General features: G+C 63.4%; 21 protein-coding genes. 10 read left to right on the top strand and 11 right to left on the bottom strand.

What is annotated here, in order from left to right:
* Positions 1-4 precede the first annotated feature (4 nt).
* Positions 5-1,093 (top strand): CobW family GTP-binding protein, encoded by a 1,089-nt coding sequence (locus tag V6767_RS14515; protein ID WP_448474129.1) that lies wholly within the window; start codon positions 5-7, stop codon positions 1,091-1,093.
* 6 nt (positions 1,094-1,099) lie between these two features.
* On the opposite strand, the gene V6767_RS14510 is transcribed toward V6767_RS14515, so the two are convergent.
* The 4 genes from V6767_RS14510 to xerD form a co-directional block, all read right to left on the bottom strand.
* On the bottom strand, positions 1,100-1,342 hold the full coding sequence (locus V6767_RS14510; protein WP_292052664.1) for a sulfurtransferase TusA family protein: 243 nt from the start codon (positions 1,340-1,342) through the stop codon (positions 1,100-1,102).
* A complete protein-coding gene (locus V6767_RS14505; protein WP_448474128.1) occupies positions 1,339-2,544 on the bottom strand; it encodes a L,D-transpeptidase family protein in 1,206 nt (401 codons plus the stop codon). The genes V6767_RS14510 and V6767_RS14505 overlap by 4 nt, the downstream gene beginning before the upstream one ends.
* A 142-nt stretch (positions 2,545-2,686) precedes the next feature.
* Positions 2,687-3,640 carry an acetyl-CoA carboxylase carboxyltransferase subunit alpha gene (locus V6767_RS14500; protein ID WP_448474127.1) on the bottom strand — a complete coding sequence of 318 codons (954 nt, stop codon included), beginning with the start codon at positions 3,638-3,640 and terminating at the stop codon, positions 2,687-2,689.
* Positions 3,641-3,714: 74 nt separating this feature from the next.
* Positions 3,715-4,653, bottom strand: coding sequence for a site-specific tyrosine recombinase XerD (gene xerD / locus V6767_RS14495; protein WP_448474126.1), 939 nt, complete (start codon positions 4,651-4,653; stop codon positions 3,715-3,717).
* A gap of 101 nt (positions 4,654-4,754) precedes the next feature.
* Here xerD and V6767_RS14490 point away from each other — a divergent pair, with 101 nt between their 5' ends.
* The 3 genes from V6767_RS14490 to V6767_RS14480 are packed head-to-tail and all read left to right on the top strand — an operon-like array spanning position 4,755 to position 7,784.
* Positions 4,755-5,348, top strand: coding sequence for a shikimate kinase (locus tag V6767_RS14490; RefSeq protein WP_448474125.1), 594 nt, complete (start codon positions 4,755-4,757; stop codon positions 5,346-5,348).
* Positions 5,341-6,468: a 3-dehydroquinate synthase gene (aroB, locus tag V6767_RS14485; RefSeq protein WP_448474124.1), complete on the top strand. Its 1,128-nt coding sequence runs from the start codon at positions 5,341-5,343 to the stop codon at positions 6,466-6,468. The genes V6767_RS14490 and aroB overlap by 8 nt, the downstream gene beginning before the upstream one ends.
* Complete coding sequence (locus V6767_RS14480) at positions 6,465-7,784, top strand: HlyC/CorC family transporter (RefSeq protein ID WP_448474123.1); 1,320 nt, start codon at positions 6,465-6,467, stop codon at positions 7,782-7,784. The genes aroB and V6767_RS14480 overlap by 4 nt, the downstream gene beginning before the upstream one ends.
* Positions 7,785-8,137: 353 nt before the next feature.
* Here the strand turns inward: V6767_RS14480 and infB are convergent, their stop codons facing one another.
* From infB to rimP, 4 genes are all read right to left on the bottom strand, one after another.
* Positions 8,138-10,864, bottom strand: a complete 2,727-nt coding sequence (gene infB, locus V6767_RS14475; protein WP_448474122.1) for a translation initiation factor IF-2 — start codon at positions 10,862-10,864, stop codon at positions 8,138-8,140.
* 100 nt (positions 10,865-10,964) lie between these two features.
* Positions 10,965-11,627, bottom strand: a complete 663-nt coding sequence (locus V6767_RS14470; protein ID WP_448474121.1) for an RNA-binding protein — start codon at positions 11,625-11,627, stop codon at positions 10,965-10,967.
* Positions 11,624-13,270, bottom strand: a complete 1,647-nt coding sequence (nusA, locus tag V6767_RS14465; protein ID WP_448474120.1) for a transcription termination factor NusA — start codon at positions 13,268-13,270, stop codon at positions 11,624-11,626. The genes V6767_RS14470 and nusA overlap by 4 nt, the downstream gene beginning before the upstream one ends.
* 86 nt (positions 13,271-13,356) lie before the next feature.
* Positions 13,357-13,965, bottom strand: a complete 609-nt coding sequence (gene rimP, locus V6767_RS14460; RefSeq protein WP_448474119.1) for a ribosome maturation factor RimP — start codon at positions 13,963-13,965, stop codon at positions 13,357-13,359.
* 313 nt (positions 13,966-14,278) lie between these two features.
* On the opposite strand from rimP, the gene V6767_RS14455 reads away from it, so the two are divergent.
* Positions 14,279-15,919: an MFS transporter gene (locus tag V6767_RS14455; RefSeq protein ID WP_448474118.1), complete on the top strand. Its 1,641-nt coding sequence runs from the start codon at positions 14,279-14,281 to the stop codon at positions 15,917-15,919.
* 285 nt (positions 15,920-16,204) lie between these two features.
* Here V6767_RS14455 and V6767_RS14450 read toward each other — a convergent pair whose 3' ends face one another.
* Together V6767_RS14450 and V6767_RS14445 are read right to left on the bottom strand one after the other, a co-directional pair.
* Positions 16,205-17,491 (bottom strand): lytic murein transglycosylase, encoded by a 1,287-nt coding sequence (locus tag V6767_RS14450; protein ID WP_448474117.1) that lies wholly within the window; start codon positions 17,489-17,491, stop codon positions 16,205-16,207.
* Between the two features lie 99 nt (positions 17,492-17,590).
* The gene (locus V6767_RS14445; protein ID WP_448474116.1) at positions 17,591-17,998 is read right to left on the bottom strand and encodes a DUF805 domain-containing protein; all 408 of its coding nucleotides are present in this window, start codon (positions 17,996-17,998) and stop codon (positions 17,591-17,593) included.
* Between the two features lie 194 nt (positions 17,999-18,192).
* On the opposite strand from V6767_RS14445, the gene V6767_RS14440 reads away from it, so the two are divergent.
* The 4 genes from V6767_RS14440 to V6767_RS14425 all read left to right on the top strand — a co-directional run bounded on the left by V6767_RS14440 (position 18,193) and on the right by V6767_RS14425 (position 21,901).
* A complete protein-coding gene (locus V6767_RS14440; RefSeq protein ID WP_448474115.1) occupies positions 18,193-19,032 on the top strand; it encodes an undecaprenyl-diphosphate phosphatase in 840 nt (279 codons plus the stop codon).
* A 116-nt stretch (positions 19,033-19,148) separates the two neighbouring features.
* Positions 19,149-19,841: a glutathione S-transferase family protein gene (locus tag V6767_RS14435; protein ID WP_448427080.1), complete on the top strand. Its 693-nt coding sequence runs from the start codon at positions 19,149-19,151 to the stop codon at positions 19,839-19,841.
* 63 nt (positions 19,842-19,904) lie between these two features.
* Positions 19,905-21,044, top strand: coding sequence for a tRNA epoxyqueuosine(34) reductase QueG (queG, locus tag V6767_RS14430; protein ID WP_448474114.1), 1,140 nt, complete (start codon positions 19,905-19,907; stop codon positions 21,042-21,044).
* Positions 21,035-21,901: an SDR family oxidoreductase gene (locus tag V6767_RS14425; RefSeq protein WP_448474113.1), complete on the top strand. Its 867-nt coding sequence runs from the start codon at positions 21,035-21,037 to the stop codon at positions 21,899-21,901. Before queG ends, V6767_RS14425 begins: the two co-directional genes overlap by 10 nt.
* A 15-nt stretch (positions 21,902-21,916) precedes the next feature.
* On the opposite strand, the gene V6767_RS14420 is transcribed toward V6767_RS14425, so the two are convergent.
* On the bottom strand, positions 21,917-22,711 hold the full coding sequence (locus tag V6767_RS14420; RefSeq protein ID WP_448474112.1) for a tetratricopeptide repeat protein: 795 nt from the start codon (positions 22,709-22,711) through the stop codon (positions 21,917-21,919).
* Between the two features lie 125 nt (positions 22,712-22,836).
* On the opposite strand from V6767_RS14420, the gene V6767_RS14415 reads away from it, so the two are divergent.
* On the top strand, positions 22,837-24,216 hold the full coding sequence (locus V6767_RS14415) for a leucyl aminopeptidase family protein (protein ID WP_448474111.1): 1,380 nt from the start codon (positions 22,837-22,839) through the stop codon (positions 24,214-24,216).
* Position 24,217 lies beyond the last annotated feature (1 nt).

Below are 24,217 nucleotides of genomic sequence, written 5' to 3'. Positions count from 1 at the left end.
CAGAATGTATCAACCCCAGCATCCCATCCCCGTCTCGATCGTGACCGGCTTTCTCGGCGCGGGCAAATCGACGCTGCTGAACCGCCTTCTCGCTGATCCGGCGCTGGCCGATGCCGCCGTGATCATCAACGAGTTCGGGGAGGTCGGCATCGACCATCTCCTGGTCGAACGCTCCGGCGATTCGGTCATCGAGCTTGCCAATGGTTGCCTGTGCTGCACCGTGCGCGGCGAACTGATCGACACGCTCGCCGACCTGCTCGACCGGATGCAGACCGGCAGGATCAAACCGGTCAACCGGGTGATCATCGAGACCACCGGCCTTGCCGATCCGGTTCCCGTGCTGATGGCGATCATGGCGCATCCGGCGATCGCCGCCGCCTTTACGGTTGACGGCGTGGTGACTCTGGTGGACGCGATGACCGGGATAGAAACGCTGGAGCGCCACGATGAAGCGGCCCGCCAGGTCGCCGTCGCCGATCGCCTCGTCATCACCAAGACCGATCTTGTCTCCGCCGAGGTTGTGGCACGCTTCGCCGAACGGCTCGCCGCCATCAATCCGACCGCCGAAATCGTCGATGGCGCGACGCCCATGGCCAAGAACCCCGGCCTTCTGGTGGCGGGTCTGTTCGACCTGGCACGCAAATCGCCGCAAGTCGGTGAATGGCTACGGGCGGCCGAAACCGGTCACGATCACCACCATCACGACGTCAATCGCCATGACGAGCATATCCGCGCCTTCGCGCTTGTTGCAGGCGCGCTTCCGTCGCGACAGATCATCGATGCCTTCCAGCATCGTCTTGCCCGCGAACACGGCGACCATATCCTGCGCATCAAGGGAATCGTGGCGCTTGCCGGCGAGCCCCGACCGCTCGTGATCCACGGCGTCGGCGCCACGGTCTATCCGTCGCGTTATCTCGCCGGCTGGCCACAGGACAGCGCGCCTGAAACGCGGATTGTCGTGATTGGCGCTGACCTCAGTGAAAAGGCGGTGCGCGATCTGTTTGCAAGCTTCCTGGACCGGCCGGCGGTCGACCGCCCGGACCGGGCGGCACTTGAGGAAAATCCGCTTGCGGCCTTCGGTTTCAGACGCTGACAGGGTTCAGCTCCGCGCGATCACGAAACGATGACCGCTCTCAGTCGCCACGCTTTCAATGAGTCGGTGGCCGTTCTGCTGGCACAGATGCGGGATGTCGATCACGGCAAGCGGATCGGTGGTCTCCACCGTCAGCAGACTTCCGGGCGCAAGCTCGGCCAGGCGCTTGCCGGCCTTCAACGCCGGCAGCGGGCACTTCAGCCCCTTCAGATCATAATGGAAGGACTGCGGCACGAAGCCGTCGCTCACCAGAATTTCCAGAAAGGCCTGTCGCCTTTGGTGGGCTGCTCCGGCTCGGCATAGGCCGCCATCGGGCTCGGCTCGGGGATCGGCACCGCAGAGGAAACCGGCACCTCCGGAACATCCGGGATCGCGGCCGTCTGGGTGACGGTATCGATTTCGCCGGGAATATCAGCCGGCGTTTCGAGCGGGCCGTATTTCGAAATCCGATACTGTTCGACGGTCACGAAACGACCGGCCTCCAGCGAGGAACCGGTGGGCTGGTAAAGCGCATCGGTCGGGTCCTCGCGCAGATCGGCAACGATGGCCTTGCGTTCGGCTTCGCTCGGATCGATCCAGACCTTGCCGTCGTTCTCGGCAAGCGCCTTGGCGAATTGCTCCTGATAGTCGCTCTGGTTCTTCGCCAGCGCCATCTTGTCCTGTGCGGAAAGATTGGAGGCCATGACCGGGCAGGCGCGGTCGGAGGCGACATCGCCGCCATTGACCGGGTCCTTGTTGAACAGATATTCGCCGCCGCAGACATCGACGTCCGGAATCTTGTGGGTCACGTCGAAATAGTCGTAGCCTTCCTTCAGCATCTGCCAGAAGGGATAATTTTCGTTATAGCGGTGGCGCACCATGTTTTCCGCGGTCATGCGGAAGGGATAGGCCTGCAGCATGATCGCCTGCTGGCCACCGGAGAAGGCGTCGCGCGCAAAGGCGAAGATTTCCAGTATCTGCTCGTCGGTCATCGAATAGCAGCCGCGCGAGGAGCAGGCGCCATGGATCATCAGATCGGAACCGGTGAACTGGTTGGCGCGGTCGTAACGGTTCGGATAGCCGGTATTGATCGCCAGGAAATACTGCGAATAGGGGTTCAGAAGGCCCTTGGAAAGCGGATAGAAGCCCTCGGGCGCCTGCCGGTCGCCTTCCTTCTTCTTCGGGCCGAGTTTGCCGGACCAGGCGCAGATCTCGTAGGTCTCAAGTTCGCCATAGGTGCCGTCGCGCTTCTGCTTCCAGATTTCCAGAACGCCCTCTTCCTTGAAGATGCGAATGGTGATCGGCGCGTTCTTGGCCATGTCGCGCTTGCTCATCTTCGCCACCATGGAAGACGGCAAAGAATAGTTCATCTTCTCCTGCACGGAGGAGAAGTCGGTACTGTCAAAAAAGCTGTTGCAGCCCGTCAGCGCCACAGCGGCGAACATTATCGGGGCCAGTACAGTCAAGCGCATGGATAGAACCTGCCGGATTTTGCCTTCAAACGCAACGGTCGCCCGTCGCGCTACGGCACCATAATGCACAGTCAAACTTCAAGAAAGCGTTAAGTCTTTCTTTCCGCCCCGATAGCGGCAACCCGGCAAGAGCGCACAGCCCTCAGAGATTGCGGCCGATGGCGAGGAATTTCTGCCGGCGCATATTGCGGATTTCTTCGGCCGACTTGCCTTCGAATTCGTTGAGCCCCTCGGCGATCTGGTCGCCCGAAGCATCGATCACGGTATCGGCATGGCGGTGCGCGCCGCCGACCGGCTCGGGAATAATCTCCTCGACGATGCCGAAACCCTTCAGGTCCTGCGCGGTGATCTTCATGTTGGTGGCCGCTTCCTTGGCGCGGGCAGAATCGCGCCACAGGATCGAGGCCGCGCCTTCCGGCGAAATCACCGAATAAATCGCGTGTTCCAGCATATAGACCCGGTTGGCCGCCGCAATCGCGATCGCGCCGCCCGACATGCCCTCGCCGATCACCAGCGTGATCATGGGAACGCCGAGCCTCAGACACATCTGGGTCGAGCGCGCGATCGCCTCGGCCTGTCCACGCTCTTCAGCGCCGACGCCCGGATAGGCGCCCTGGGTATCGACGATCGAGATCACCGGCAGTTTGAAGCGGTCGGCAAGCTCCATCAGACGGATCGCCTTGCGATAGCCTTCCGGCCGGGGCATGCCGAAATTGTGCTTCAGCCGGCTCTTGGTGTCGTGGCCCTTTTCCTCGCCGATCACGGCAACGGGACGTCCACGGAAGCGGGCAAGGCCCGCCTGGATCGCCGCGTCCTCGCCGAAATTGCGGTCGCCGGCAATCGTGGTGAAATCGGTGAACAGCCGCTTGGCGTAGTCGAGAAAGTGCGGGCGCTGGGGGTGGCGGGCAACTTGCGCCTTCTGCCATGGCGAAAGCTTGCCGTAGATATCGCTCATCGCCTCGCTGACGCGGGTTTCCAGGCGCGCGATCTCTTCCGACGTGTCGATGCTCTCGCCGTCGTCGGCCAGTTTCTTCAGCTCGATAATCTTGGCCTCCAGGTCGGAGATCGGCCTTTCGAAATCGAGATAGCTGTACATTGTCGCAATTTCCCTGGGTTTTCCGCCGCGCCCGGAACCGCGTTCTCGGGCTTCCACTTACAATATTGTGCCGCTTAATCCCGTTTTTTGGCTTCTTTTGCAAGGGGGTGATGCATTTCCACCAGTTCCCGAAGCCTTTCTTCCAGCACATGGGTGTAGATTTGGGTGGTCGAGATATCGGCATGGCCGAGCATTTCCTGCACCGCGCGCAGGTCCGCACCGTTCTGCAGCAGATGGCTGGCAAAGGCATGGCGCAGCACATGCGGCGAGATCGCGGTGGTCTTAAGCCCCGCCCGCGCGGCAAGGCCTTTAAGGTCCCGCGCGAAGACCTGGCGCGACAAATGCCCGGCAGCACCCCTTGAGGCGAACAGATAGGGGTTTTCATCGTCATCCGCGGCCTTCTGCCGCTCGGCGTCGAAAGCGACAAGCGCCTCCAGAGCGCGGCGCGACAGCGGCACGGCGCGCTCCTTGTTGCCCTTGCCGCGCACCGTCAGAAACCGCTCCCTCCTCTTCATCACGTTCGCCGGCAGCGTCACCAGTTCGGAAACCCGCATGCCGCTGGCATAGAGCGTTTCCAGAAGCGCGCTCATGCGCAGCTTCTCAAAATGCTGTGGACCGGGCGCGCTCGCCTCCGCCGCCGCCTGATCCAGCAGCCGATCGACATCGGCGACCGAAAGCGTCTTCGGCAGCGGCCGCGCCTTTTTCGGCGCATCGATGACGCCGGTCGGATCGTCGCCCCTGAGCCCTTCCGCATAGAGAAACTGATAGAACTGCTTCAGCGCCGAAAGCCGCCTTGCCTGAGAACTGGCAGCAAAGCCGCGTTTTGCGAGGTCCGAGAGATAGGCGGATACATCGCCGGACGCCGCGTCATCGACAGCAACCCCGCGGTCGATCATGAAATCGCGATAGTCGTCGAGATCGCGCTGATAGGCTGCAAGCGTATTGATGGCCGCCCCGCGCTCCGCGCTCAGCATTTCGATGAACGCCTCGATATGGGCGCCGGAAAGATCCAATGCGGTTAACTCCCTGTTGTCCGAAACCGGAATTCGGCGCCCTTCGCCTTGACGCCAACACGGCATTTGCCGATACGTGGCAGGACAAGAATGGGCACGCTATGAACGTAAAACAAGATACCGGCGGCGCGGGACTGCGGCAAAAGGCGATTGCCGGCCTTGCCGGGCGCAATCTGATCCTGGTCGGCCTGATGGGCGCCGGCAAGAGCGCGATCGGCAAGCTCGTCGCCGCGCAGCTCGGTCTGCCCTATATCGATACCGACCACGAAATCGAGGCCGCCGCCCAGATGTCGATCGCCGATATCTTTGCCGCCTATGGCGAGCCGGAATTCCGCGCGCTCGAGACACGGGTGATCGAGCGTGTTCTGGCGGGGGGGCCCGCGATCGTGTCGACCGGCGGCGGCGCGTTCATCAACCCGGTGAACCGCGACCTGATCGCCCGTTCCGGCCTGTCGCTGTGGCTGAAAGCCGACCTCGAGACATTGTGGGACAGGGTCAAGCGCCGCCAGACCCGTCCGCTGCTGAAGACCGAGAACCCGAAGCAAACGCTGAAGGACCTGATGGACAAGCGCTATCCGGTCTATGCCGAGGCCGACGTCACAGTTCACTCCCGCAATGTCCGCAAGGAAGCCGTGATGCGCGATGTGCTGAAGGCGCTCGCCGCCGTTGATGAAGGAAAATATTCCCATGACTGAAAGCGTATCCGACAAGCGGATCGTCCGCGTCGATCTCGCCGACCGCAGCTATGACATCCTCATCGGCCCGGACCTTCTGACCAGCGCTGGCGGCGAGACGCTCGCCCGGCTCAACTGCCGCAAGGTCGCGATCGTCTCCGACGTCAATGTCGCACCGCTCTATCTCGACACGCTCGTCGAAAGCCTGCAGACCGATGGCATCGAGACCTTCGCGCTGACGCTTGCGGCCGGCGAGAAGACCAAGAGCTTCGACAATCTCACCGCCGTGGTCGATTTCATCCTAGACGCCCGGATCGAACGCGCCGATGCGGTGATCGCGCTCGGCGGCGGGGTGATCGGCGACCTCACCGGCTTTGCCGCCGCCATCGCCCGGCGCGGCGTGCGCTTCATCCAGGTCCCGACCTCGCTGCTGGCCCAGGTCGACAGTTCCGTCGGCGGCAAGACCGGCATCAATTCGCGCCACGGCAAGAACCTGATCGGCGCCTTCCACCAGCCCGATCTGGTGCTGGCCGACACCGCGACGCTCGATACGCTGAGCCCGCGCGAATTTGCCGCGGGCTATGCCGAAGTCGTCAAATACGGCCTGATCGACCAGCCGGACTTCTTCCACTGGCTGGAAAAGCACCGCGAGGCGGTGTTTGCCGGCGGCGATGCCCGGATCGAGGCGATCGCGCAAAGCTGCGCGGCCAAGGCCGCCGTCGTTGCCGCCGACGAGCGCGAGAACGGACGACGCGCGCTCCTGAACCTCGGCCACACCTTCGGCCATGCGCTGGAAAAGGCGACCGGCTACGACAGCGCCCGGCTGGTCCATGGCGAGGGGGTCGCGATTGGCATGGTGCTGGCGCACGAATTTTCCGCGCGCATGAACCTCGCAAGTCCCGACGACGCCAAACGCGTGGCCGCCCATCTGAAGGAAGCCGGCCTGCCGACATCGCTTGGCGATATTGACGGAGACCTGCCGCCGCCTGATATAATGCTGGATGCCATCGGCCAGGACAAAAAGGTGAAGGGCGGCAAGCTGACCTTCATTCTCACCCGCGGCATCGGAGAAGCCTTCATCGCAGATGATGTGCCGCCCTCCGAGGTTCTGGCGTTTCTGACGGAAAAACATCCGCAATGACCACAGGCGACATTTCGCAATTCTTTTCCGATTACGGGCTGACCATGGCGATCATTCTCGCCCTGATCATCGTGTCGGGCTTCTTCTCCGGTTCCGAGACGGCACTGACCGCCGTCTCACGCGCGCGCATGCACACGCTCGAGCAGCAGGGCGACCGCCGCGCGGGCTTCGTCAATGCCATGATCGCCCGGCGCGACCGGCTGATCGGCGCGCTTCTGATCGGCAACAACCTCGTCAATATCCTGGCCTCGTCGCTGACGACCACGCTGTTCCTGAGCATTTTCGGCGACAGCGGCGTTGCCTATGCGACGCTGATCATGACGACGCTTCTGGTGATATTCGCCGAAGTGCTGCCGAAAAGCTGGGCGATCTCGGCCACCGACCGGTTCGCGCTTGTGGTGTCGCCCTTCGTGCGGCTGTTCGTTCTGGTGGTCGGTCCGCTTTCCAGTCTCGTCAACATCGTGGTGCGCGGCATCCTGCGCATCTTCGGCGTGACGCTGACCAAGGGCACGGAAATGCTGACCGCACACGAGGAACTGCGCGGCGCGGTCGATCTGCTCCACCGCGAGGGTTCGGTGATCAAGGCCGACCGCGACCGCCTCGGCGGCGTGCTCGACCTCGGCGAGCTCGAAGTCTCCGACGTGATGATCCACCGCACCGCCATGCGCGCGGTCAATGCCGATGACGCGCCGGAGCAGGCCGTCCGGACCGTGCTCGAAAGCCCCTATACGCGGCTTCCGGTGTGGCGCGGCTCGATCGACAACATCATCGGCGTCATCCATTCGAAGGATCTTTCGCGCGCGCTCGCCGAACCGCATGCCGCGCCCTCCACGATCGACATCGTCAAGGTCTCGCAAAAGCCGTGGTTCGTGCCCGACAGTACCAATCTGAAGGACCAGCTCAACGCCTTCCTGCGCCGCAAGGTGCATATCGCGGTGGTGGTCGACGAATATGGCGAGGTGCAGGGCATCGTCACGCTGGAGGATATTCTGGAGGAAATCGTGGGCGATATCGCCGACGAGCACGATCTGGAAATCTCCGGCGTCCAGCAGGAGGCCGACGGCTCGATCGTGGTCGACGGCACGGTCCCGATCCGCGACCTCAACCGCGCGCTCGACTGGAACCTGCCCGACGAGGAAGCGACCACGATCGCCGGTCTCGTCATCCACGAAAGCCAGACGATCCCCGAAGAGCGCCAGTCCTTCACCTTCTACGGCAAGCGCTTCATCGTGATGAAACGCGAGAAGAACCGCATCACCAAACTCCGCATCCGCCCGCTTGGCGCGGCGGCTACGGCAACGCCGCCGGCGGAGTGATGGGGCGAACGGGCATTGGGTGTGGGACTTTCTGAGCCTCGCTGAATGACAGAATAATGAGGCATCAACCTCACGCAAAACCTCCCCGTTCCCAATCTCCCCCCTTGAGGGGGAGATGTCGCGAAAGCGACAGAGAGGGGTATCGGGCATAAGCCCCAGACGCCGTGCTCTCGGATAGGGTTCACCCCTCTCTGCCCCTGTCGGGGCATCTCTCCCTCAAGGGGAGAGATTGTGGGCTGCATGGCTCTTCGCACGACAATCCCAACCATCGCGGCAACCGTAAGCAACCATACACAAACAGCAAAAGGCCGGCATCGCTGCCGGCCCTTTCGATTTCCGTTGTGCCCTGAAAATCAGAGCGTGCGGGTGACGTGCTCGACGCGGAAGGCTTCGATGACGTCGCCGGCGCGGATGTCTTCGTAGTTCTCGAAGGCCATGCCGCATTCCTGGCCGACCGGCACTTCGGAGACTTCGTCCTTGAACCGCTTCAGCGTCTTCAGCTTGCCCTCGTGGATGACCACGTTGTCGCGGACAAGGCGCACGCCGGCGCCGCGTTCCATGCGGCCTTCGGTGACGCGGCAACCCGCGACCTTGCCGACCTTCGAAATGTTGAACACTTCGAGGATCTCCGCATTGCCGAGGAAGGTCTCGCGCCGTTCCGGCGACAGAAGGCCCGACATCGCCGACTTCACGTCATCCACCAGATCGTAGATGATGTTGTAGTAGCGGATCTCGATGCCTTCCTGCTCGGACACCTTGCGGGCCTGGGCATTGGCGCGGACATTGAAGCCGATGATCGCCGCATTGGAGGCTTCGGCAAGCGAAATGTCCGACTCGGTAATCCCGCCGACCGCCGCGTGGACGATCCGGGCCCGCACTTCGTCGGTCCCGAGCTTCTCGAGCGCTGCCGAAATCGCTTCGACCGAGCCCTGCACGTCGCCCTTGATCAGGAGCGGGAACTCCTTGAGGCCGGTATCCTGCAACTGGCTCATCATCTGCTCGAGCGAGCCGCGCGAACCCGACTGGCGGGCCGCCGCCTTGTCGCGGGCAAGCCGCTGGCGGTATTCGGAAACCTCGCGGGCCTTGCCCTCGTTTTCGACGACGGCAAAACGATCGCCGGCAGCGGGCGTGCCGCTGAGACCAAGGATCTCGACCGGCATGGACGGTCCGGCTTCCTTCACATGCTCGCCGCGATCGTTGACGAGCGCGCGCACGCGTCCCCACTGATCACCGGCAACCACGATCTGGCCGGGCTTCAGCGTGCCCTTCTGCACCAGAACGGTCGCGACCGAACCACGGCCACGGTCAAGCTGGGCCTCGATCACGACGCCTTCGGCGGTGCGATCGGCATTGGCCTTGAGGTCGAGAAGTTCGGCCTGAAGCAGGATCGCTTCCAGCAGCTTGTCGAGGTTCTTGCCGGTCTTGGCGGAGACTTCGACTTCCAGCGTTTCACCGCCCATGGTTTCAACGAACACTTCGTGCTGAAGCAGTTCGGTGCGCACCTTCTGGGCGTCGGCGGCGGGTTTGTCGATCTTGTTGATGGCAACAATGATCGGCACGCCGGCGGCCTTGGCGTGATTGATCGATTCGATAGTCTGCGGCATGACGCTGTCGTCCGCCGCCACCACCAGAATGGCGATGTCGGTCACTTCCGCACCGCGGGCGCGCATCGCCGTAAAGGCGGCGTGGCCGGGCGTGTCGATGAAGGTGATCTTCTGACCGTCCTGCTCGACCTGATAGGCGCCGATATGCTGGGTGATCCCGCCGGCTTCGCCGGAGACCACGTTGGCGTGGCGGATGGCATCAAGCAGCGAGGTCTTACCGTGGTCGACGTGGCCCATGATGGTGACCACCGGCGCGCGCGGCTCCAGATCGCCCTCGTCATCCTTGACGTCGAAAATGCCCTCTTCCACGTCCGATTCGGCAACGCGCTTGACGGTGTGGCCGAATTCGGTGGCAATCAGCTCGGCGAGATCGGCATCGATCACGTCGCCGGGCTTCATCATCTGCCCTTCCTTCATCAGGTACTTGATCACATCGACCGAACGTTCGGACATGCGCTGCGACAGTTCCTGAATGGTGATGGTTTCCGGCAGCACGACCTCGCGCAGAACCTTTTCACGCGGCTCCTGCGAATGGGCGCGACGCATCTTTTCCTGGCGGCGGCGCATGGCCGAAAGCGAACGGCCGCGCTGGCTGCCGCCCTCGTCGTCGCCGGTAACCGCGGTCACGGTCAGCTTGCCGCGACGACGCTCGCCGGTGCCCTTCGGGCGCGATGCGGGCTTCGGCGCGGTATCGGGGCGCAGCGCCTTGCCGCGCGCCGGTCCGCCCTCGCTCTCGCCTTCGCGGCGCGGCTTGCGGCCGCGGGCTGCGTCATCATCATCTTCAGTCGTGCGCGCGGCAGGGCGCGGACGCTGCGCGGTCCGGCTCGGTTTGGCGTCTTCACCCGGCGGCAGATCGGGCACAACCGGCGCTTCGGCCTCGGCCGGCGTCTCTTCGACGGCGGGCGCGGGCTCCGCGGCGCGGGCCTTGGCCTCTTCCGCCTCGCGCTTGGCCTTTTCCTCGGCTTCGCGCTTTGCCTTTTCCTCGGCGATGCGGGCCTCTTCGGCTTCGCGCTTGCGGCGTTCGGCGTCCTCGGCCTCGCGCTGCTGCGCCATTACCAGCGCGCGGCGGCGGGCGTCCATCTCGCCCTGGGAGAGATCGTGCAGCACATTGCCGCGCTGGCGGTTCTGGCCGCCACGGTCAGCATTACCGCGATCCGGCTGGCCGCCGCGCTGGCGGTTCTGCGCGCCCGGCCGCGAGGGCTGGCCCTTGGGCTGGTGCGTCGGCCGGTCATCATTGCGGCGGGTTTCGCCCTGGCGCGGCTGGGGGCTCTGAGAAGCCGGCGCGCGCGAGGCTGATGCTGAAGTGTCTTCGCCGGGCTTGTGGATCCGGCGTTTGCGTGTTTCCACCACGACCGCCTTGCTGCGACCGCGGCCCATATCCTGGCGCACGGTGCCCTGGCTCACACCCGACGGCTTCAGCTTGAGCGTCTTCTTGCCTTCATTGTCGAGTGTCTTGTCGTCTTTACTGTCCGTCATTCGGTTCCCGTTCCTTGGCGCGGGAACCGTCTCCGATCGGAGACAGTATGCCCGCCCTAAAAATTCATATTCTGGCGTCCGGCCAACTTCCGTGACGTCGTCATGTGTTCGTCATCGCGGCTTTTCCTTCGGTTCCGGCATCTGCGCGGTACCTTTGAAGTATCATTGCGCGCTTCACTACACCCTCACCGGCCTTTCCCGCAAGCACTGCGGCGTGTTTAAACGCATTCTCATGCAAAAGAGGGCCGATTTCCGCCGCATTGAAGGGTCTGAGCGCCGGAACCGGCGCATCCGACTCGCTTAGATGCATGAAGGCCGTGCGGGCCTGATCGAGCTTGCGAACGCCATCCGGCGCTGCATCGGCGGAATGAAACACGGCAATCGCCGCGCCGCTTCTGATCGCAAGATCGACCTTGGCGGAGCCCGTCACGAATTCCCCCGCCTTGATCGCCATGTTGATCATACCCGCCAACTGGCGCGCCATCAACATGTCAACCATCGCGCCGAGATCCTCGGCGGCCTGAACCTTCTGTTTCAGCGCCCGGGAAAACAGGCCCTTGGCTGCCGCCTTGTCGACGGCCCAGCGTTCCGCGACCACCCAGCAGCCGCGGCCGGGCAGCTCGCGCTTCAGGTCCGGCACGACCTGACCATCGGGACCGGCGACAAACCGGATGAGCTCATCCGGATCGCCGGCCTTGCGGGTCACGATGCAGGTGCGCTCGCTCATCGCCTCAGCCTCGACCGCTTTGCGGGGCGAGGTCACGACTTCGAGAATACGCCGCTCAGATCGTCATCCGCCGGCTCCTCGGCGCCCTCGCCCTCGACTTCCTCTTCTTCCGGAAGGTCGGCGGCAAGGTCTTCCTCGGTGATCCAGCCTGCGGCGAGACGCGCCTGCATGATCATGTTTTCCGCCTCGACACGCGACAGCGCAAAGGCAGAGAGCGTGCCATCGAAACGTTTGGTCTGGCCGTTCTGACGTTCGGTCCAGCCGATCAGATCGTCGGCGGCGCAGCCTGCGAAGTCTTCCATCGTCTTGATGTCGTCCTCGCCGAGCGCCACCATCATCGCCAGCGTCATGCCGTCGATCTGGCGCAGGTCGTCGGAAACGCCGAGTTCGCGACGCTTCTCGTCAAGCTCGGCCTCAAGGCGTTCCAGATGCTCGCGGGCGCGCATCTGGATTTCTTGGGCGGTCTCCTCGTCGAAGCCCTCGATCGAGGAAATCTCGTCGAGATCGACATAGGCAAGCTCCTCGATGGCCGCGAAGCCTTCCGAGGCCAGCACCTGACCGACCATCTCGTCGACGTCGAGGGCATCCATGAACAGCTGCGAACGTTCGTTGAATTCCTTCTGACGGCGCTCCGATTCCTCGTTCTCCGTCATGATGTCGATATCCCAGCCGGTAAGCTGCGAGGCGAGACGGACATTCTGGCCGCGACGGCCGATCGCCAGCGACAGCTGGTCGTCCGGCACCACGACGTCGATACGCTCGGCATCTTCGTCCAGCACCACCTTGGCGACTTCCGCCGGCTGCAGCGCGTTGACGATGAAGGAGGCGGGATCTTCCGACCACGGAATGATGTCGATCTTCTCGCCCTGAAGCTCGCCGACAACGGCCTGGACGCGGCTGCCGCGCATGCCGACGCAGGCGCCGACCGGGTCGATCGACGAATCGGACGAGATCACCGCGATCTTGGCGCGCGAGCCCGGATCGCGGGCAACCGACTTGATGGTGATGATGCCGTCGTAGATTTCCGGCACTTCCATGGCAAACAGCTTGACCATGAACTGCGGATGGGTGCGCGACAGGAAAATCTGCGGGCCGCGCTGCTCGCGGCGCACGTCGTAGACATAGGCGCGAATGCGGTCGCCATAGCGCGGCACTTCGCGCGGGATCATTTCGTCGCGACGGATAATCGCCTCGCCGCGGCCGAGATCGACGATGACATTGCCGTATTCGACGCGCTTGACCGTGCCGTTGACGATCTCGCCGATGCGATCCTTGTATTCGTCGAACTGACGGTCACGCTCGGCCTCGCGCACCTTCTGGACGATGACCTGCTTGGCCGACTGGGCGGCGATGCGACCGAAATCCATCGGCGGCAGCGGATCGGCGATGAAATCGCCAAGCTTGGCTTCCGGGTTGCGGTCAAGCGCCAGCGCCAGCGGGATCTGGGTGCTGTAGTCTTCGGCTTCCTCGACCACTTCAAGCAAACGCTGCAGGTGGATTTCGCCGGTCTTTGGATTGATGTCGGCGCGGATATTGGTTTCTGATCCGTACCGCGACTTGGCCGCCTTCTGAATGGCGTCAGCCATGGCGGTCAGCACGATCTCGCGATCGATCGATTTTTCCCGCGCCACCGCGTCGGCGATCTGCAACAGCTCCAGCCGGTTCGCACTTACTGCCATGTTCCTGTCTCCATTCTTGTCTGCGAGCCTCAAGGCTTCGCGAAATTATCGTCACGCCCGCGCGTTCGAAGCAGCGGTCAGGCGGTTCAATTCTCTTCGGTGTCGTCGACGCCGTTATCTTCGTCGTTCTCGTTGGCGGCCTTTTCCTTGGCCAGCTTGTCGGCCTTCAGCGCATCGCGGATCAGGTCGTCCGTCAGGATCAGCTTGGCATCGGAAAGCGCCGAAAACGGGATCGTAACCTCGCTCGGCTCGCCATAGGCGACGCCGTCGCGCAAAAGCGTGAAGCCATCATTGTCGGCCTCGACGATCCGGCCGCGAAACCGCTTGCGCTCGCCGATAAGCACCGAGGTCTCGCATTTCAGCAAGTGACCCTTCCAGCGATAGAAATCGGACTTGCGCACCATCGGCCGGTCGATGCCCGGAGAGGAGATTTCCAGGTGATAGGCGCGGTCGATCGGGTCTTCGACGTCGAGCACCGGCGAGACCGCCTTGGACACTTCCTCGCAGTCCTCGACCGTCATCGTGCCGTCGAATCGCTCGGCCATGATCTGCAGCGTCAGCCCGTTCTGGCCGGAAAGATTGACCCGTACCAGCTTGAAACCGATATCCTCCAGAACGGGTTCCAGCATGTCGGCAATCCGCTTCTCGACGCCGGTTTCGATAATCAGCCGTTCTTCTCTCACCTTGTCAGCCATGTTCCTCAAATCTGTCCCATCAGGCTCCCGGCGCCTGGCGGCCGCGCCAAACAAAAAAGAGCGGGTCCGTGCGGCCCCACTCTTCATCTGACGATCAAGAATTTGAGCCCTAGATAATCCCTTGAAGGGAAAATTGCAAGTTTAATAGCGTTCGAGCCCTGGAACCCGTCACAGGGGATATAGGCAACCGCCTGATTTCGGTCCTATACTTGTGGTTCGGGAGAAGCCGGATCGATCCCCGTATCGCATCCGCCGCGCCCGTGCTCACACAACAACGTGCGCAAACAACAAAATGCCGGAGGAACGATACCAAATGAACAAGGCGACACCCTCGCTTTTCGCCCCGTTTGCGCATACCACCTTCCGCAATATCTGGTTTGCCTCGATCGCCTCCAATCTCGGCACCAATATCCAGAGCGTCGGCGCCGCCTGGATGATGACCTCGATTTCGAATTCCGAAAGCATGGTGGCGCTGGTTCAGGCCTCGACCACGCTGCCGGTGATGCTGTTTGCGCTCGTCGCCGGCGCGGTTGCCGACAGTTACAATCGCCGGCGGGTTATACTCGCCGCGCAGGGCTTCATGTTCGTCGTCTCCCTGGCGCTGGCGCTTGCGGCGGTTGCCGGCGTGATTACGCCGTGGATGCTGCTCGCCTTCACCTTTCTCATCGGCAGCGGCAATGCGCTCAACAATCCGTCCTGGCAGGCCGCCGTCGGCGATATGGTGCCGCGTGCCGATGTGCCCGGCGCGGTCACGCTCAATTCCGTGGGTTTCAACATTACCCGCAGCGTCGGTCCGGCCGTCGGCGGCACCATCGTCGCCATCGGTGGAGCGGCAGCGGCCTTCATCGTCAACGCGCTGAGCTATCTCGGCCTGCTGACGGTGATCTTTCGCTGGAAGTTCACACCGCCGGAAACCGCGCTGCCGCGCGAGAAGATGACCACCGCCATCGGCGCCGGACTACGCTATGTCCTGATGTCGCCCAACATCCTCAAGGTGTTGCTACGCGCCTTCCTGTTCGGCCTGGCCACGGTTGCCGCCCTGGCACTGCTGCCGCTGGTGGCGCGCGACGTGATCGCCGGCGGACCGCAGACCTTTGGCATCATGCTCGGCGCCTTCGGCATCGGCGCGATCGGCGGGGCCTTCGCCAATGCCAGGATCAGAGCCGCATTGTCCAACGAGGCGATCATCCGCGCCGCCTTCCTGCTGTTTGGCGCAAGCGCGGTGGTCATGTCGCTTTCGACCTCGCTGATCATTGACTGTCTTGCGCTTTTCGCAGCCGGCGCTTGCTGGGTGATGGCGCTTTCGCTGTTCAACACGGTGGTGCAGCTCACGACGCCGCGCTGGGTCGTCGGCCGGGCCCTGTCGCTTTACCAGACGGCTGCCTTCGGCGGCATGGCGAGCGGAAGCTGGCTGTGGGGCTTTGTCGCCGAAAATCTCACCATCACCCACGCCTTCCTGGCCGCGGCGGGCGTTGCGGCCTTCGGCGCGGCAGTCGGCTTCGTGTTCAAGATGCCGGCCTTCGAAAGCCTGAACCTCGATCCGCTCAACCGGTTCCGCACGCCGGAGCCCGCCCTTGGCCTCGTCGCTCGTTCCGGCCCGATCGTGGTCGAGACCCGGTTCGTGATCGCGGCTGAAGATACCCAGGAATTCCTGCGACTGATGGTCGAGCGCCGCCGCATCCGGCTGCGCGACGGCGCGCGCAAATGGGCGCTGATGCGCGATATCGAGGAGCCCGACGTCTGGTTCGAGACCTATCACGCGCCCACCTGGGTCGATTACGTGCGCCACAACCAGCGCCGCACCCAGGCCGATGCCGACAATTTCGACCGGCTGCGCGAACTGCACCAGGAAGACGGCATGCCGCGCGTCAGGCGCATGATCGAACGCCAGGCCATCCCACCCCGCGACACGATCTTCAACCGCCCCCACGACGTGCACCACCACCATCATTGATGGTGGGGTGTGGGTCGCCTTAACCACCGGCTTCGTTGCGTTGGTGTGGTTTGGAGACCTCGCAGCCCACAATCTCCCCCCTTGAGGGGGAGATGCCCCGACAGGGGCAGAGAGGGGTGAACCCTATCGGCAAATTCGGGGCTTGCGGCTTTCAGGGCTTGCGCCCTTTACTCCTCTCTGTCGCTTTCGCGACATCTCCCCCTCAAGGGGGGAGATTGATTGGGGGCTATGCGGCCACTGCTTCAAGCAATATCTGCTTCAGCACAAATCCCGGCAGCCCTGAAACTACCGCAGCAACTCGTTCTTCAGCGCAGGCGTCGGCCAGCAGGTCTGGTTGACGCGGTTTCTCGCCTGCCAGTCGCCGATCGAGCGGCGGGTCTTGAAGCCGACGAGGCCGTCGGCGCCGCCGACGTCGTAGCCCATGCCCTCGAGCTTGCGCTGCATGGCGGCGACGTCGGAGCGCAACAGCGTGCCGGTGCGCTGCCAGGGCTGGGCGAAGGCGCCCATACCATACTGGATGCGGTCGGCGAGATTGCCGACGAACAGGGCGTAAAGGTCGGAATTATTGTATTCCTTGAGCACGTAAAAATTCGGCGTCACGATGAATTCCGGCCCGTAGCGGCCCTGCGGGACCAGCATCATGCCGGGCTTGCGCAGTTCGTCTGCGGGAAAGGCCTTGCCATTGACGCGGGTGATGCCCTGCTTGGTCCATTGGGAAATCGCCCGCGCATTGTCGGGCCCTTCCTGGGCACAGGAGACGTTATCCGGGATCACCGCCTCATAGCCCCAGTCGCGTCCGCGCTCCCAGCCGTCGCTTGCCAGATGCTTGGCGATGGTGGCGAGCGAATCGGGCACCGAATCCCAGACGTCGATGACGCCGTCACCGTCAAAATCGACGGCGTAGTTCATGAAATTGGACGGCATGAGCTGCGGCTGGCCGAAGGCGCCGGCCCACGACGCCTTGCGCTTGTCCAGTGGTGCTGCCCCGCTCTGGATGATCTGCAGCGCGGCGATGAATTCGCGCTGGAACATCTGCTGGCGCGATCCGCTCATGAACGCCTTGGTGCCGAGCACCTGGAGAATGTCGTATTTTTCCTCCGCCGCGCCATAGCCCATCTCGCGGCCCCATATGGCGAGCACGATCCGGCCCGGCACGCCATAGCGAGCTTCGATCCGGTCCAGCACCGGCTTGTACTGGTTGTAGAGCTGGCGTCCCTTGACGGCGAGATAGTTGAGGTTGTTCTCGCTGAAATAGGGGCCGGGCTCGGAGAATTCCGGCTGGGTCTGTTTGCGCTGCGCCGGCGGTTTGGTGCCGGGCGGCACCAGATCCGGCAGCGACCAGTTGATCGAAAGCCCCTGCGTCACCCGGTCATAGACCGATGCTGACACCCCGGACCGCAGCGCCGCCTGCCGCATATCGGTCGCCAGCCATTGCGAGAACTGGCGATCGACGGTTCCCCTGTCATAGGCGTTGGCGACGGTGGAGAACCCCGCGCCGGCAAGGAAGGCGAGCGCGATCGCAAACAGGGCGCAGAGGATGCGTACGGCCATAAACGGGCGTGATCTGGTCATTCCGGCTTCTCCTTTTCGCGCGGATTCTCGGGCATCAGGGTTACCGAATGATAAATCAATTATGGCCGCTTCAGGGCATTATCAGGGCGTTTATGACCCTCAGGCCCGTCCCGCCTCGACATCGGCGCCGAAATCATTGGTCTGTTCCTGGCCCGGCTTGATGAACCAGTAGATCAGCACCAGAACCCCGATCACGGTAATCCCGATCAGCTGCCACCAGCCGCTGCGATTGACGTCGTGAAGACGGCGCGCGCCGATGGCGATGGCGGGAATAAAGGTCGCGAGGTTCCACAGACCCTGCAGATACCCCATCTTCCCGAACAGGAGTGAATCGACGCCGCCGAGAACCGCGCTGATGATGATCGTCCACAGGATCCAGAACCAGAAGGCCCCGCGCGACGAACGGCCGCTGAAAAGCGCATAATTCTTGAAGGCGAGTTGCAAGGCCTCGACGAAACCGACTTCGCGGTGTTCGCGGCCGACAATTGAGTTTGATGATTCCGACATGATTGTCCCCTGTTGTCCCAGTGTCAGACTACGCCCGGTGCGCAGGGAGTGCAATAACAGCCACCATCTTCCCACCCTACGTTCTTTCCAAGCCCGCTGTCTTGCGGTAGTACACGTCTGGCCGCCGCCAGACGCCGGGGCTTGTTTTCAGCACCGCTTGTTTCTTTCATTCATTCGAGATCGGATGACACTCAATGACCATCGGTTGGATTGAAGCCGCCTTTCTGGGCCTGTTGCAGGGACTGACGGAGTTTCTTCCGATCTCCTCCAGCGCGCATCTGCGTATCGCCGGCGCATTCCTGCCTTCAGGGGCCGATCCGGGCGCAGCCTTCACCGCCATCACCCAGATCGGCACCGAACTCGCCGTGCTGGTCTATTTCTGGTCCGATATCATGCGGATCGCCAAGGCCTGGCTCGGCCATAATCTGCGGCTCGGCAGCGGTTATGACAAGGCCGATATCCGTATGGGCTGGCTGATTATCATCGGCTCGCTGCCGATCGTCATCCTCGGCCTTCTGTTCAAGGACGAGATCGAGACCTCGCTGCGCAATCTCTACATCACCGCCGCGATGCTGATCATCTTCGGCATCATCATGGGCATTGCCGACCGGATCGGCGCGAAGCGCATCCGGCTGGAAAGCCTGACATGGCGCGACGGCATTCTCTACGGCTTCGCCCAGGCTATGGCGCTGATACCGGGCGTCTCGCGCTCCGGCGGCACGATCAGCGCCGGGCTGCTGCTCGGCTACACCCGCGAGGCGGCGGCGCGCTATTCCTTCCTGCTGGCCGTTCCGGCCGTGTTCGGCTCGGGCTTCTACCAGCTCTTCAAGAGCATCGGCGAGGACAACCCGGTCGGCTGGGGGGCAACGGCGCTTGCCACCGCGATCGCCTTCTTCGTCGGTTATGCCGTGATCGTCTTCTTCCTGCGGCTGGTCTCGACCCGCAGCTACATGCCGTTCGTCTACTACCGGGTGGCGCTCGGCGCAGGCCTTCTGGTCCTGCTCGCGCTCGGCGTGATCAGTCCCGTCGGCTGACGGTCACCCATCATTAATCCTTCGGTGGTTAGATGGGCGGCAAAACAATCACATGATCGGGTCGTCTCACGGCTTTACGACGGGCGCCGATCCATGACCTACGCGACGGAAGCCAGATGTCTACGCTCTATCACCACCCGATGTCCGCCGCCTCACGCTTCATTCGCCTGGTGATCGGCGAATATGCCTTCGAGGTCGACATGATCGAGGAGCGGCCGTGGGAAAAACGCAAGGCCTTCCTGACGGCCAACCCGGCCGGCACGCTGCCGGTCTATGTCGATGACAATATGCGCGCGCTTTGTGGCCCGTTCGTGATCGCCGAGTTCATGGACGAGACCCATGGCGTACTCCAGCGCGAACGCCGGCTTCTGGCGGAAGAACCGTTCCAGCGCGCCGAAATCCGCCGGCTCACCGAATGGTTCCTGCTGAAGCTCGAACAGGATGTCACCCATCCGCTGTGCCGCGAGCGCGTCTACAAGCTGCAGATGAGCAGCGAATATGGCGGCGGCGCGCCTGATTCGCGGGTGCTGCGCGCCGCCCGCGCGAATATCCGCCAGCACATGAAATATGTCGCCTGGCTGGCCGGCAGCCGGGGATGGCTGGCGGGCAAGCGGATGAGCTATGCCGACCTTGCCGCCGGCGGCGCGATCTCCGCGCTCGATTATCTCGGCGAGATCAACTGGGACGAGACGCCCGCCGCCAAGGAATGGTACCAGCGGCTGAAATCCCGCCCCGCCTTCCGGGCGCTGCTCGCCGATCGGGTGCGCGGCGTGGTGCCGGTTTCTCACTACGCCGATCTGGATTTTTAGGCCGGAACACGCCACCTTTGGGGAAGCATCGTCCAAGGGGCGATCAACGTGAATGGCGGTGGCATGGATGAGCGTACCGAAAAGCTGAAACACTTCCTGCGCGCGGAGGCCCTCTCGCAAGGCTTTTCCGCCTGCCGGATCGCGCGCGCCGAAGACATGCCGGAGGCCGCTCAAGCGCTCGCCGAGGGGATCGCCAAGGGCCATTACGGCGAGATGGCCTGGATGGCGGAAACCTTCGAGCGCCGGTCCTCGCCGCTGAAGCTCTGGCCCGAAGCCCGCTCCGTCATCATGCTGGCGATGAATTACGGGCCGGAAGACGATCCGCGACCGCTTCTGAAGCAGAAGGACCGTGCCAATATCTCGGTCTATGCCCGAAACCGCGACTACCACGACGTCATCAAGGGTAAGCTGAAGCAGATCGCCGGCCGGTTCGCCGCCCGTTCGGGGGCCAACGTCAAGGTGTTTGTCGATACCGCGCCGGTGATGGAAAAGCCGCTTGCCGAAAAGGCCGGCATCGGCTGGCAGGGCAAGCACACCAATCTGGTGAGCCGGCAATTCGGCTCATGGCTGTTCCTGGGCTCGATCTTCACCACCGAGGAACTCGCGCCCGATACTGCCGAGCGCGACCATTGCGGCTCCTGCCGCGCCTGTCTCGACGTCTGCCCGACAAATGCCTTTCCCGCACCCTACCGGCTCGATGCGCGGCGCTGCATTTCCTACCTCACCATCGAGCATCATGGCGTCATTCCGCTGGAATTTCGCGAGGCGATGGGCAACCGCATCTATGGCTGCGACGACTGTCTCGCCGCCTGCCCCTGGAACAAGTTCGCCGAACAATCCTCGGAGATGAAGCTGATCGCGCGCGACGATCTGAAGGCCCCGCGCCTTTCCGAGTTTCTCGGCTTCGACGACGCCGCCTTCCGCGCCTTCTTCACCGGCTCGCCCATCAAGCGGATCGGCCGCGACCGCTTTGTCCGCAACTGTCTGATCGCGGCGGGCAATAGCGGCGACGCCACGCTCGTTCCGCTCTGCCGCCGCCTGATCGACGATGACAGCGCGGCAGTGCGGGCGATGGCTGTCTGGGCGCTGGCGCGGCTTATGCCCGCGGAAGAATTTGCGGCATTGGCAAGAACGCGCTTACATGAGAGTGATGAATCCGTCCGCCACGAATGGCAACGCGAGGAGGAAACGCTATGCATCTGATGATTTTCGGCGCCGGCTATTCCGGCAAGGCGATCGCCACAGCGCTTGCTCCCTCCGCAAGCCAGGTCGCCGGCACCACCCGCAGCGCGGAGAAGGCGGCCAGCCTCGGCCATTGCGGCATGGAGGCTTTCGTCTTTGACGGCGAGACCATCGATCCCGCGCTCGGCCACAAGCTTTCCTGCGTCACCCATCTGGTGCAATCGATCCCGCCGGGCCCCGAGGGCGATAGCCTGCTGAACATCGCCAGCAACACGGCCCACAACGAACTGCCGGACCTGCAATGGCTCTGCTATCTCTCGACCGTCGGCGTCTATGGCGATCATGACGGCGCATGGGTGGACGAGACCTCCGAATGCCGGCCGACTTCTGAACGCTCGAAACAGCGTCTGGCCGCCGAACAGCAATGGCTGGAGACCGGCGCGAAACACGGGCTTCCGGTCGCCATTCTCCGGCTTTCCGGCATTTACGGCCCCGGCCGCAACCCGTTCCGCAAGCTGATGGATGGCACGGCGCAACGGGTGATCAAGAAGGGGCAGGTCTTCAACCGCATCCGGGTGGAGGATATCGCCTATGCGGTGGCCTTTCTGGCCGAGCGCGAGATCGGCGGCATCTTCAACGTCACCGACGACGAACCGGCTCCGCCGCAGGACGTGATCACCGAAGCGGCCCGGCTGATGGGCATCGAGCCGCCGCCGGAAATTCCCTTCGAGAAGGCCGACATGACGCCGATGGCAAGGTCCTTCTGGGGCGAGAACAAGCGGGTGAGCAACGCCAAGCTGCGCAAGCTCGGCTACGAGTTCGAGTTTCCGAACTACCGGCAATCGCTGAAGCAATTGTGGGATATGCGGGCGTATTGAGGCCGCCCGCGCCGTCTACATCCCGACAGCATACTGCTCCCATGCCCCTCCCGGCGCGGTTGCTGCCGCAAGCGCTGCGAGGTTCTGCTGCGCCTCTTCGGCCGAAACGCCGGCGGTGACAACGCGCTGGGCCTCTTCCTGCTTGCCCTGAAGCGCCAGAACGAGGCCGAGATTGACCCGGACATCCGACCCGGCATCGCGTTGGTTTACCGCTTCCCGCAGGTAGTTTTCCGCCGTCGGCAGGTCGTGCGTCAGCACATAGGAGGTCGCCATCGCCGACAGCACGTCGGGATTGTTCGGCGACAGGCTGAGCGCCTTGCGATAGCGCATCCGCGCTTCCATCGGCTGGCCCATCTGGTCGAGGATCGTGCCCTCCTCGTTATAGACCCGCCAGTCATTGGGGCTGAGCGCGGCCGCCTGCCGGACGGTTCTGAGCGCATCCGGATAATAGCCGAGTGCGGCCTGGGACCTGGCGTAGAAAAGCTGCGCCTCGCCGGAACCGGGGTTGAGAGCGGCCACCTGTCGCATCACCTCATTGGCCTTTTTGTAATCGCCGGTCGCCTTTAGATATTCCGAATACTCGATACCGCTGTTCAGCCGGCCGGGACGGGCAAGATAGGCGCTTTCCAGCCGGTAGCTCACCTGCGCCTGCTGCGACAGCGAAAGTCCGGCGAAATCTTCCGCCATGCGGTAGCCGGAAGTGTTGATGCCGCCGCCGCGCACGCTGGCACAACCCGACAGGGCAACAAGGCCGGCGGCGAGCACAATCGCCGCGCGCGATGCATGGCCGGTGGGATTGTTCGTTTTCATGCAATCTCCGTCTGTTCTCAGCGCCTCGATCGGCGTATGGAATCACCGTCCACCGCCTTTGGTTACTTTACAGAAAGTTTTTTCGCGCGAAAGTACGCGGGAAAACCAGTTCCGAGCAAAGTTACATGTCGCATTTCCAGTTTATCGCCCGCCCGCTCCCCTTCTGTCCCGCCGACGCGCCCGCCCGGCCGCTCTACGCACTCGCCCAGGGCGAGACGGACAGGTTGCCGGAAAGCGTCCACGCCTTTGCGAGCGCCGCCGGCTTTTCGGGAAACGAGGGAGAGTTCCTGCTGGTTCCCGGCGGAGATGGCGGCCTTGGCGCGGCGCTGTTCGGCCTCGGCGGTGGCGCAAACCCCTTCGTTTTCGGCCGTCTGACGAAACTGCTGCCGGCCGGCGACTGGCGTCTGGCGCAGTATGGCGGCGATGCCGCGCTTGCGCTGACCGGCTTTGCGGCCGGTTCCTACCGCTTCGAGCGCTATGTGAAGCCCGCAGCCAAGGTCGTGCGGCTGGCGATCCCCGACGGCGTTGACGCTGCGGAAATCGAGCGTGCATGGGCGGCGATCTGTCTTGCCCGCGACCTCGTCAACACGCCCGCCAACGACATGCAGCCCGACCATCTGGAAGAGGTGTTGTCCGGGCTTGCCCGCCATTATGACGCCAGCTTCAACGCGATCCGCGGCGACGATCTGCTCACCGCCGGCTTTCCGCTGGTCCACGCCGTCGGCCGCGCCGGCGAAAAGGCACCGCGGCTGATGGAAATGCGCTGGGGCCGCAACGGCGCGCGGGCGATCACGCTTGTCGGCAAGGGCGTCTGCTTCGACACCGGCGGGCTGGACCTCAAGACCGCCGCCGGCATGTTGATCATGAAGAAAGACATGGGCGGTGCGTCCAATGTGATGGCGCTGGCGCTGATGATCATGGATGCCGGGCTCGACGTCGATCTTCGCGTGATCATCCCGAGCGTCGAAAACGCCGTAGCCGGCAACGCCTTCCGCCCCGGCGACATCTACCGCTCGCGCAAGGGCCTGACGGTGCAGATCGACAATACCGACGCCGAAGGCCGCCTGATCCTCGCCGACGCGCTGACCTATGCGGATGAGGAACTGCCCGACCTGCTGATCGACATGGCGACGCTGACGGGGGCTGCGCGCGTCGCGCTCGGCCCGGATATCGCCCCGTTCTTCGCGACTTCCGACGCCTTCGCCGAAGCGCTTGCAGCCGAAGGCGAGCGGCTGCGCGACCCGGTCTGGCGGATGCCGCTTTTTGCCGGCTACGAGGCCAAGCTGAAGACCGGCATCGCCGACCTCACCAACGCGCCCTCGGGCGGGATGGCGGGCGCGATCACCGCCGCGCTGTTTCTCAAGCAATTCGTCGGTCGCGCCAAGGCATGGGCCCATTTTGACATCTACGCCTACGCCTTTGCCCAGGCCGACCGCGATATCGGTCCCGCCGGCGGCGAGGCCCAGGCGATCCGCGCCATTTTCGAAACCATCCGCAAGGGCTGAC

The sequence above is a fragment of the Martelella sp. FLE1502 genome (genome assembly GCF_053484255.1).
Note: the sequence above shows the minus strand (reverse complement) of the source record. Positions and strands in the feature narration are given on the sequence as shown.